Here is a 9,384-nt window from a genome sequence, read left to right as displayed (position 1 = left end):
GTCGACAACGTGGTCGACGGGGGCTGCTGGCACTACCGGGCAGGGCCCAGCGAGGCAGGACTGACCAGAGACTCAGCCCTCGTCACCCTCGTCATCCTCGTGCGGCTTGCGGTAAGGGTCGGCCTCGCCGGCATAGGCGGCGTTCTCGCGCTGGCGGGCCACCTCGGCATCCCCGGCCTGGGCGCGGGCCAGCAGGTCCTCGATCGCCTTGGCGGCCTCGGGGGTCGCGTCCGGGACGAAGGCCAGCGTCGGGGCGAACCGAAGCCCGAGCCGCTTCCCGATGGTGGAGCGGATCAGGCCCTTGGCCGACTCCAGCGCCTGGGGCGTCTCGTCGTCCTCACCCGCACCGAGCACGGTGTAGAAGATGGTGGCGTCGCGCGAGTCACCGGTGAGCCGGACGTCGGTGATGGTGATGAAACCCAACCGAGGGTCCTTGATCCGACGCTCGAGCATCTCGGCGGTGATCATCTTGATCTGCTCTGCGAGCTTGTTGACACGGGGGTTCGGCATGTCGCTCCCCTTCCTGTTCTGGTGCCTGCTGGTCGCCGGGCCGGGCCGGGACGACCACATGTGTGGTGACAGCACCGTGGGCGGTGGCCTGGTGCCACCGCCCACGGTATTGCCTTGTTGAGTGCTTGCGACTCAGTCGCGCGGCTTCTCCACCATCTCGTGGGTCTCGATGATGTCGCCCACCTGGATGTCGTTGAAGTTCGTGAGCGTGATACCGCACTCGTAACCCTCGCGGACCTCCGTGACGTCGTCCTTCTCGCGGCGCAGCGATGCGATGGTCGTCTCGCGGACCACGACACCGTCGCGAACCAGTCGAGCCGAGGCATTGCGGCGCATGATGCCGTCCTGGACGAGGACACCGGCGATGTTGCCGAACTTCGAGCTGCGGAAGACCTCGCGGATCTCAGCCGTACCGAGCGACTTCTCCTCGTAGATCGGCTTGAGCATGCCCTTGAGCGCCGCCTCGATCTCGTCGATCGCGTCGTAGATGACCGAGTAGTACCGGATGTCGACGTTCTCGGCATCGGCCAGCTTCGCCGCGTGCACCGTCGGGCGCACGTTGAAGCCGAGGATGACCGCGTGCGGCTCGGAGGCCGCCGCCAGCATGACATTGGTCTCGGTGATGGCACCAACACCACGGTCGATGACGCGCAGCGAGACCTCGTCGCCGATGTCGATCTTGGACAGCGCGTCCTCCAGGGCCTCGACGGAACCTGCACCGTCGCCCTTGAGGATGAGCAGGAGCTCGGACGTCTCGCCCTTCTCCATCTGCTCCATGATCTCCTCGAGCGTCCTGCGTCGGGAGCTCTTGGCCTGCATCGCGGCACGCAGGCGCGATGCCCGCTTGTCGGCGATCTGGCGTGCCATCCGGTCGTCCTCGACCACCAAGAAGGTGTCGCCGGCGCCCGGGACGGACGTCAGACCCAGCACCTGCACCGGCATCGAGGGCGGAGCCTCGTCGACCGTCTCGCCACGGTCGTTGATCATGGCGCGAACGCGGCCATAGGCCGGTCCGGCGACGATCGAGTCGCCCTTGTGCAGGGTGCCGCGCTGGATGAGCACGGTCGCGACCGGGCCGCGGCCCTGGTCGAGGTGCGCCTCGATCGCAACGCCCTGGGCGTCCATGGACGGGTTGGCGCGCAGGTCGAGCGCAGCATCGGCGGTCAGCAGGATCGCCTCGAGCAGCTCGTCCAGACCGGTGCGCTTGACCGCGGAGACGTCGACGAACATCGTGTCGCCGCCGTACTCCTCGGGCACCAGGCCGTACTCGGTGAGCTGGCCACGGACCTTGCCCGGGTCGGCGCCCTCCTTGTCGACCTTGTTGACCGCGACGACGATCGGCACGTCGGCCGCCTTCGCGTGGTTCAGGGCCTCGATGGTCTGCGGCATCACACCGTCATCGGCTGCCACGACGAGCACGGCGATGTCGGTCGCCTTCGCACCACGGGCACGCATGGCCGTGAAGGCCTCGTGACCGGGGGTGTCGATGAAGGTGATCTTGCGCTCGTTGTCGTCGAGGGCGGTGGTGACCTGGTAGGCACCGATGGCCTGGGTGATGCCACCGGCCTCGCCGCCCTGCACGTTCGCATCGCGCAGCGCGTCGAGCAGCTTGGTCTTGCCATGGTCGACGTGGCCCATGACGGTGACGACCGGCGGGCGGGCCGCGAGGTCCTCCTCGTCGCCCTCGTCCTCGCCGTACTCGAGATCGAAGCTCTCCAGGAGCTCACGGTCCTCGTCCTCGGGCGAGACGACCTGGATGTTGTAGTTCAGCTCGGCGCCGAGCACCTCGAGGGTCTCGTCGGAGACCGACTGGGTGGCGGTCACCATCTCGCCCAGGTTGAACAGCACCTGCACGAGCTGCGCCGGATCGAAACCGATCTTCTCGGCCAGGTCGGTCAGCGAGGCGCCGCGACGCATGCGGACGGTCGAGCCGTCGCCCTGGCGAACGCGGATGCCACCGATGATCGGGGCATCCATCTCCGCAAACTCTTGCCTGCGCTGCTTCTTCGACTTGCGTCCGCGCTTGCCGGGGCCGCCACGACCGAAAGCACCCTGGGTGCCCGAGCCGCCACGACCGCCGCGGCCACCACGACCGCCACCGGCCGGAGCGCCGCCACCGGCACCCGCGGGACGATTGAAGCCACCGCCGCCGGGGCCACCGCCGCCGGGACGCCCACGACCGGGGCCGCCGCCGGGACGACCACCGCCACGGGTGGGCGCGCCAACCGCAGCGTTCTGCTGCTTGGGCATCATCGCGGGGTTCGGACGGGGCATGCCCGCCACGCCACCGCTGCCCCCGGGACGGGGCATGCGGTTGTCACCACCGGGAGCTCCGGGGCGAGCGCCCGGACGGGCACCACCCTGGCCGCCGGCAGCACCGGGACGCGGAGCGCCGCCCTCGGGACGGGGACGACGCTGCTGGCCCATGCCTTGGGAAGGAGCGAAGGGGTTGTTGCCGGGGCGTGGGGCGCCGCCGGGACGGGGTGCACGCTGTCCGGTGGGCAGGCCACCAGAGCCACCCGGGCGCGCGTTCGACTGGGCCGGACGCGGGCCGGGGGTTCCCGGACGGGCGTTGGTCTGCGCGGGACGCGGGCCGGGCGTGCCAGGGGTTCCCGGACGAGGAGCCCGGGACTCAGACGGGGCCGGGGTCTGCGCCTGCGCTGCGGGCTGGGCCGCGGCCGTCGGCTGGGCCGGGGAGGCTGCAGTGGTGCTCGCGGGCGTCGGGGACACCGGACGCGGAGCCGCCTGCTGGGCGGGCCCGGGAGTCGGACGCCGGCCCTGCGAGGGGGCAGGACGGTTCGTCTGGGGCGTCGGAGTCTGCTGCGGGGCGCCCTGCCCGGGGGCCTGGGCCTGCGGAGCAGCGGGACGCGGCGCCGCAGGAGCCGAGGGCACGCCGGGACGCGGTGCGGCGGGCCCGGCCGAAGACGCGGGCTTGTTCGCCGGGGCGGCTGCGCCACCGGCATCATTCTTCAGTTTCTCGGCGAGGCGCCGAACAACCGGCGCTTCGATGGTGGACGACGCGGAGCGAACGAATTCGCCCATGTCGTTCAGCGTCTTGAGGACGTCTTTGCTTTCGAGTCCGAGCTCCTTAGCGAGCTCGTAGACACGGACCTTGGCCACTACTCTCCTTCAGGTCCGGGTCTCTTCTGCGACTACCGGACCAGTTCGTTGGTTTTGGTGCTCATTGGTGATTACTCATCGAGTGGTCATGAGCGTCAGCCCACTTTCTGGTTCACGCCCGCGCAGGTGCGGGCGCTCTGTGGTAGGTCCCACCGGGGTTCCGGCAGGACGCGCAAGATTGAGTTTACCGTCCAGCCCCCCTCGGGGGCCAACCGACACAGGCGGAGCCCTCAGGCTCCGTCGAACAAGCCGTCCGGCACGCTCACCGTCGTGCGCAGTGCGCGGGCGAAGGCCTTGCGCCGTAGGGCCAGCGCGGCGCAGGCCGGGTCGGGGTGCAGCCAGCAGCCCCGGCCGGGGAGCCGGCGCCGCTCGTCGCGGGCCAGCACCCCGTCCACCTGCACGTGGCGGACCAGCGCCGACTGCTCGTCGAGGTGGCGACACCCGATGCAGGTGCGCTGAGGGCTCACTGGGGCGCCGCGTCGGAGCGGATGTCGATCCGCCAGCCGGTCAGGCGGGCCGCGAGACGGGCGTTCTGCCCCTCGCGTCCGATCGCCAGCGAGAGCTGGTAGTCGGGCACGACGACGCGGGCCGCGCGCGCCTGCTCGTCCACGACCGTGACCGAGCTCACCTTGGCGGGCGAGAGGGCCTGGCCGACGAACTTGGCCGGATCCTCGGACCAGTCGATGATGTCGATCTTCTCGTCGTTCAGCTCGTGCATGATCGAGCGGACGCGCTGCCCCATCGGGCCGATGCAAGCGCCCTTGGCCGAGACATCCTTGTTCTTCGAGATGACGGCGATCTTGGAGCGGTGGCCCGCCTCGCGGGCGATCTCCTTGATCTCAACGACGCCCTGCTCGATCTCGGGCACCTCGAGGGCGAAGAGCTTCTTGACCAGGTTCGGGTGGGTGCGGGAGACCACGACCTGCGGGCCGCGCTGCTCCTTGCGGACGCTGACGACGTAGACGCGCAGGCGCTTGCCGTGGGTGTACTGCTCGCCGGGCACCTGCTCGGCCAGCGGCATGATCGCCTCCATCTTGTTGCCGATGTCGAGGCGAATGGTCTTCGAGGCACCGTCCTGCTGCACCGTGCCCAGGATGATGTCGCCCTCGACGGCGGCGAAGTGGCCGTACTTCTGCTCGTCCTCGGCCTCGCGCAGGCGCTGGAAGATCACCTGGCGGGCGGTGGCGGCGGCCACGCGGCCGAAGTCGGCGGGGGTGTCGTCGTACCAGCCGACGGTCTGGCCCTCGTCGTCCTTCTCGGGCACCATCACCGCGAACTTGCCGCTCTTGCGGTCCAGCTCGACGCGAGCGCCCTTGATCGGCGTCTCGGTCTTGTCATAGGCGTTGAGCATCGCGTCCTCGAGCGCCTTGACCAGGTAGTCGAGGGGAATCTCCTTCTCGCGCTCGATCGCGCGCAGGGCAGCCATGTCGATGTCCATGATCAGTTCTCCTCGTTCTCGTTCTCGTTCATGCTCTCGTCCTCGGACTCCTCGTCCTCTGACCCATCGCCCTCGGACTCCTCGTCCTCTGACCCATCGCCCTCGGACTCCTCGTCCTCGATGAAGTCGTCGTCATCATCCTCGGACTCGTCGCCCAGGTCGTCCAGCTCCGGGTCGTGCTTGCGGTTCATCTCGACCTTGACCACGGCCTTGTTCACCTCGGCAATGGCGATGGTGTTGACCGGGTCAAGGCCCTTCGGCAGCCGCTTGCCGGGCTCGGGCTCGACGATGACGGTGAGCTGCTCGTCGTCCGCCTCCGTCAGCCGACCGGTGACCTGCGAGCCGTCGACGAGGTTGACCGCCACCAGCCGTCCGATGTTGCGGCGGTAGTGCTTGGGCTCGAGCAGCGGCTTGCCGACGCCGCGGGAGCTGACCTCAAGGGTGTACGGGTTGTTGCCGACAGAGTCGGACGCGTCGAGGGCCTCGGAGATGTCACGGGTGGCCAGCGAGATCTGGTCCAGCAGCGGTCCGCGGCCCTTGGGGCCCTCGCCGTCCACGGTGATCCGCAGCACCTTGCGCTTGCCGGCCGGAATGATGTCGAGGGAGTCCAGTTCGAGGCGGTGCGCCTCAAGAACCGGGCTGATGAGGTCGACCAGGGTCTGTTCGTCCACGGTTCGCACCTTTCGGTCTTGTTCCTGTTGTGTCGGTCTGTTGTCGCATCCGCTGAGGGATACGGGAACGATTGTAGTGGGCGCGCGGCCGGTAGGCTCCCGCTCATGACGCGCCCCTCGTCCGCTGCCCCCGCCGCACTGGCAGCGCGACGCATGGGACGACGAACCCTGCTGGGGCTGGCGACGGGCGTCGCGCTGGTTGCGGCGGCGTCGGCGTGCTCCCCCGACCCGACGATCCGCGGCAGCCATGTCGGCGCGCAGCCGCCGACACCCTCGGCCACCCCCTCCCCGGCGCAGCTCGCGCTGGCGGACCAGGAGGAAGCGCTGGCCGCACTGTTGTCAGCCACGGCGGCCCGGACGAGTGACACCCCCACATCCCAGAAGGCCTGGCTGGCGGCAGCCGCTGCCCAGTGCCTGGCCCATGCCGAACGTCTGCGGCAGGTCGATGCGCTCGGCGTTCCTGCCAGCAGCGCGTCCGCCTCGGCCTCCCCCACCTCAAGCACGAACGCTGGCACGCCTCCCGCCAGCTGGGTTGCTGCGCAGAAGACCATCACGCAGCGTGCCGACCAGCTCGCCGGCGCGCACCGCAGTGCGGCCCTTGCAGCCACCGATGGGCCCTTGGCGCTGTTCCATGCGTCCGCCTCGGTGGCCGCGCACGGGATCCGGCAGCCCGGGCTGGCGCCTGTGGTTGCCACCATCCGTCCTGCTGCGGTCGAGGTGGGGACGCTGAACGATGCGCGCCTGGTGCTGTTGAGCCAATTGCGTGCCCTGGTGCAAGGTCTCGAGGTGGGCACCGGACGACTGCCCCTGCCCGACGAGCACTACTCCCCCGCCTTGGCTCGGATCACCCAAGTGCTCGCCGAGCGCGACCAGGTGATCGCCGCTCTGGAGGCGGCGAAGGTGGAGATCCCGGCCGCGGAATTGTCCTACACCATGCCCGGAGGCTTCGGCTCCGTGGGAGCGATCCTCACCACTTGGGGACGACTGGAGACGTCCGTCATGGACGGTTGGGGTCGCGTGGCTGCAGCGGCCACGGGCGCCGACCGGACGACCGCGATCGACCAGATGGTGCGGCACGCCGACCAGGCACGCGCCCGTGGCGTCGCGCTGGACTGGTGGCCGGGCTGGGCCTGAGGCCCTACAACACCAGGCCCTACAACACCAGGCCCTACAACACCATCGTCAGTGTGTCCCCGGCCAGCTTCACGACCAGCAGCGAGACCACGACCAGGAAGACCCGGCGCACGAAGCCGTTGCCGTGCTTGAGCGCCATCCGTGCCCCCAGGTAGCCACCGGTCAGGTTGGCCGCGGCCATCGCGGCACCAAGCCCCCACAGCACGTGCCCGGAGGTGCCGAGCACGCTGAGCGCGGCGATGTTCGTGGTCAGGTTGGCGAGCTTGGTGAGCACGCTGGCCTGCAGGAAGCCATGGCCGAGGACGGCGACCAGACCGATCACGAAGAAGGTCCCGGTGCCGGGGCCGAGGAAACCGTCGTACAGCCCGATCCCCAGACCGAGTGCGACGAGTCGTCCGATGTGGGCCGCGCCACTGTGGCGGAGTTGGTGTTCCAGCCCGAGCTGGGGACGGCGAACGGTGTAGGTACCCACGACGACCAGCACCACCAGGACGATCGGGGTGAACCAGTCCTTCGGCAGCAGCCGGACGAGCTGGGCGCCGCAGGCGGAGCCGATGAAGGCTGCGGCCATCAGGGGCACTGCGCTGCGCCACTGCACCGGCACCCGGCGCAGGTAGGTGGCGGTCGCCACACCCGTCCCGCAGGCGGACGAGAGCTTGTTGGTACCCGAGACGGTGGCGACGGGGGTGTCCGCCGGGAGGCCGATCAGCAGGCTGGGCAGCTGGATCAGGCCCCCGCCGCCCACCACTGCGTCCACCCATCCCGCGACCAGTGCCGCGGCAACCAGCAGGGCGATGGTGTGCGCAGCGAGGTCCATGGTCCTTCCACCCTAGGCCGACCGGACACCACCTCGGTTCAGCGGCGCTGGTGGACCTCGACGTGGCAGCCGTCCGGGTCGGTGACGTGGACGGCTGTGCCCACCTCGTCTGTGTGCAGCGATGCGTCGTAGCCAGCGGCGACCAGCCGGTCGCGGACGCCCTCAAGCGGTTCGGTGGTCTCGAAACCGAGGTCACAGACCGAGTTGTCCCCCACTGGATTCTCCGACGCCGGGGCGGTGATGGGCTGCCCCGACGGTTTGTGCAGCCCGACCACGGAGCCGTCGGCGGCGGTCAGCGGCTGCCACCACTCGTCCCCCTGCCCTGCTGCGAGGCCGAACCGGGCGAACAACTCGACGTCCGGGGCGAAGGCGGGGCTGTAGCGGACGGCGGTGACGAAGAGACCGGCACGAGGAGGGTCGTCATGGTCGGTGTAGCCGTAGAGGTCGGACTGGCGCTCGTCGATCCAGATGCCGCCGCTGAAGGAGTCGGTGACACCGGCCTGACGTCCATAGGACTCGTCCCACACCTGCACTCCCTCGATCGCCGCCACGTCATCGACGCTGGCCACCTCGAGGCAGAGCTGGGTCTGCCCCGGGACGGCCCCGGTGCTGGACCCAGAGGCTGCGTGGACGCCGACCGAGCCTCCGGCGGCGCGCATGAGGGCGTAGCCGTCGCCCTCGGTGGACACGGAGCGCACCAGGCCAAGGGCCTCCAGGAAGGCGATCATCGCGGTCGGGTCTGCACTGAACCGGTAGCACTGCACGGAACTGGTGATGGTGTGGGTCATTTCGCTTCCTCCAGGTAGTCGGTGAGGACGCGCTCAACCAGGGCGGAGAGGCTCTCGCCCTCATCGATGGCGCGATGCTTGACCTCCCGGACGAGGTCCGGAGGCAGGTAGACGTTGAACTGGACCTTTTTCGGTCCGGACGGTTCATCTGCTGTCATGCTCGAATGCTAGCATTCTATGCCGAGGCCAGGACGGGATCGTCACGCGAAGAGCGTGACTCCTTCCGCCACCGCAGCGGCACGCAGCTTCTCGTCCAGGGTGGCCAATGGCAGATCCAGCACCACAGCCGTGTTCAAGTAACTCGCGTCGTAACTGGTCAGGCCATGGGCCTGCGCGAGCGAGACGACCTGGCGCAGGTCAAGATCCACTTCCAGCGGCTCGATGGGCAGACTGAAGAGCAGGTCGATCGCCTGCGACACCTGGGCCCCGGTCAGGTCCTTGCGGCGTTGCTTGACGACCAGGATGTTGCCCACCTCGAGTTCGAAGAGCGGCGAGATGACTCCTCCATCGGCGAGCACCTCGTCCAGCACGGCGTCCGCGCGGTCGTCCTGCTCGTCCGGAAGCAGCCAGGCAAGCGCAACGGAGGCGCCCAGCACGACGCTCATCGACGCCCCTCCCGCTTCGCCTGACACGACGAGATGGACTGGGACCCGACGCCGGCCCGGAAGTCGGCCATGGCCTGGCGGACAACGTCGGGATCACGCATCGCCGCGCCCTTCATCCCGACCAGCCGGGCGACCGGACGTCCGTGCTTGGTGATCGTGTAGCTGGCGCCCTGCTCCACCTCGTCCAGCAGGCGGGGCAGGTGGGTCTTGGCCTCATAGGCTCCGATGGTCGGCATGTTTTCAGACTAGTCCCAGACCAGTCGCCCGAGACCTGGCAGATGCACAAGACGCCCGGACGGAT

At 69.3% G+C, this 9,384-nt stretch carries 10 protein-coding genes and 1 pseudogene; 1 reads left to right on the top strand and 10 read right to left on the bottom strand.

From position 1 onward, the window contains the following. Positions 1-72: 72 nt before the first annotated feature. From rbfA to rimP, 5 genes and pseudogenes are all read right to left on the bottom strand, one after another. Positions 73-510, bottom strand: a complete 438-nt coding sequence (rbfA, locus tag ABD089_RS01765) for a 30S ribosome-binding factor RbfA (RefSeq protein WP_343884463.1) — start codon at positions 508-510, stop codon at positions 73-75. A gap of 132 nt (positions 511-642) precedes the next feature. Further along, entirely contained in the window at positions 643-3,630 is a 2,988-nt protein-coding gene (gene infB / locus ABD089_RS01760; RefSeq protein WP_343884462.1) for a translation initiation factor IF-2, read from the bottom strand. Between the two features lie 230 nt (positions 3,631-3,860). After that, positions 3,861-4,097: a YlxR family protein gene (locus tag ABD089_RS01755; protein ID WP_343884461.1), complete on the bottom strand. Its 237-nt coding sequence runs from the start codon at positions 4,095-4,097 to the stop codon at positions 3,861-3,863. Further along, entirely contained in the window at positions 4,094-5,068 is a 975-nt protein-coding gene (gene nusA, locus ABD089_RS01750; protein ID WP_343884460.1) for a transcription termination factor NusA, read from the bottom strand. The genes ABD089_RS01755 and nusA overlap by 4 nt, the downstream gene beginning before the upstream one ends. A gap of 179 nt (positions 5,069-5,247) precedes the next feature. Further along, positions 5,248-5,739, bottom strand: a pseudogene (gene rimP, locus ABD089_RS01745) (ribosome maturation factor RimP); the annotation flags it as partial. Positions 5,740-5,844: 105 nt separating this feature from the next. Here rimP and ABD089_RS01740 point away from each other — a divergent pair. Then, positions 5,845-6,873, top strand: a complete 1,029-nt coding sequence (locus ABD089_RS01740; RefSeq protein ID WP_343884458.1) for a DUF4439 domain-containing protein — start codon at positions 5,845-5,847, stop codon at positions 6,871-6,873. A gap of 34 nt (positions 6,874-6,907) precedes the next feature. Here ABD089_RS01740 and ABD089_RS01735 read toward each other — a convergent pair whose 3' ends face one another. From ABD089_RS01735 to ABD089_RS01715, 5 genes are read right to left on the bottom strand one after another with little or no spacing between them, the layout of a single operon-like run. Continuing rightward, a complete protein-coding gene (locus ABD089_RS01735; protein ID WP_343884457.1) occupies positions 6,908-7,690 on the bottom strand; it encodes a sulfite exporter TauE/SafE family protein in 783 nt (260 codons plus the stop codon). 38 nt (positions 7,691-7,728) lie between these two features. Continuing rightward, entirely contained in the window at positions 7,729-8,478 is a 750-nt protein-coding gene (locus ABD089_RS01730; protein WP_343884455.1) for a hypothetical protein, read from the bottom strand. Then, on the bottom strand, positions 8,475-8,636 hold the full coding sequence (locus tag ABD089_RS01725) for a ribbon-helix-helix protein, CopG family (protein ID WP_343884454.1): 162 nt from the start codon (positions 8,634-8,636) through the stop codon (positions 8,475-8,477). Before ABD089_RS01725 ends, ABD089_RS01730 begins: the two co-directional genes overlap by 4 nt. A 42-nt stretch (positions 8,637-8,678) precedes the next feature. Continuing rightward, the gene (locus ABD089_RS01720; RefSeq protein ID WP_343884453.1) at positions 8,679-9,083 is read right to left on the bottom strand and encodes a type II toxin-antitoxin system VapC family toxin; all 405 of its coding nucleotides are present in this window, start codon (positions 9,081-9,083) and stop codon (positions 8,679-8,681) included. Then, the gene (locus tag ABD089_RS01715) at positions 9,080-9,319 is read right to left on the bottom strand and encodes a type II toxin-antitoxin system Phd/YefM family antitoxin (protein ID WP_343884452.1); all 240 of its coding nucleotides are present in this window, start codon (positions 9,317-9,319) and stop codon (positions 9,080-9,082) included. Before ABD089_RS01715 ends, ABD089_RS01720 begins: the two co-directional genes overlap by 4 nt. Positions 9,320-9,384: the final 65 nt, after the last annotated feature.

Source organism: Luteococcus sanguinis, from assembly GCF_039527675.1.
Taxonomy (GTDB): Bacteria; Actinomycetota; Actinomycetes; order Propionibacteriales; family Propionibacteriaceae; genus Luteococcus; species Luteococcus sanguinis.
This window is presented reverse-complemented; position numbering and strand designations above follow the sequence as displayed.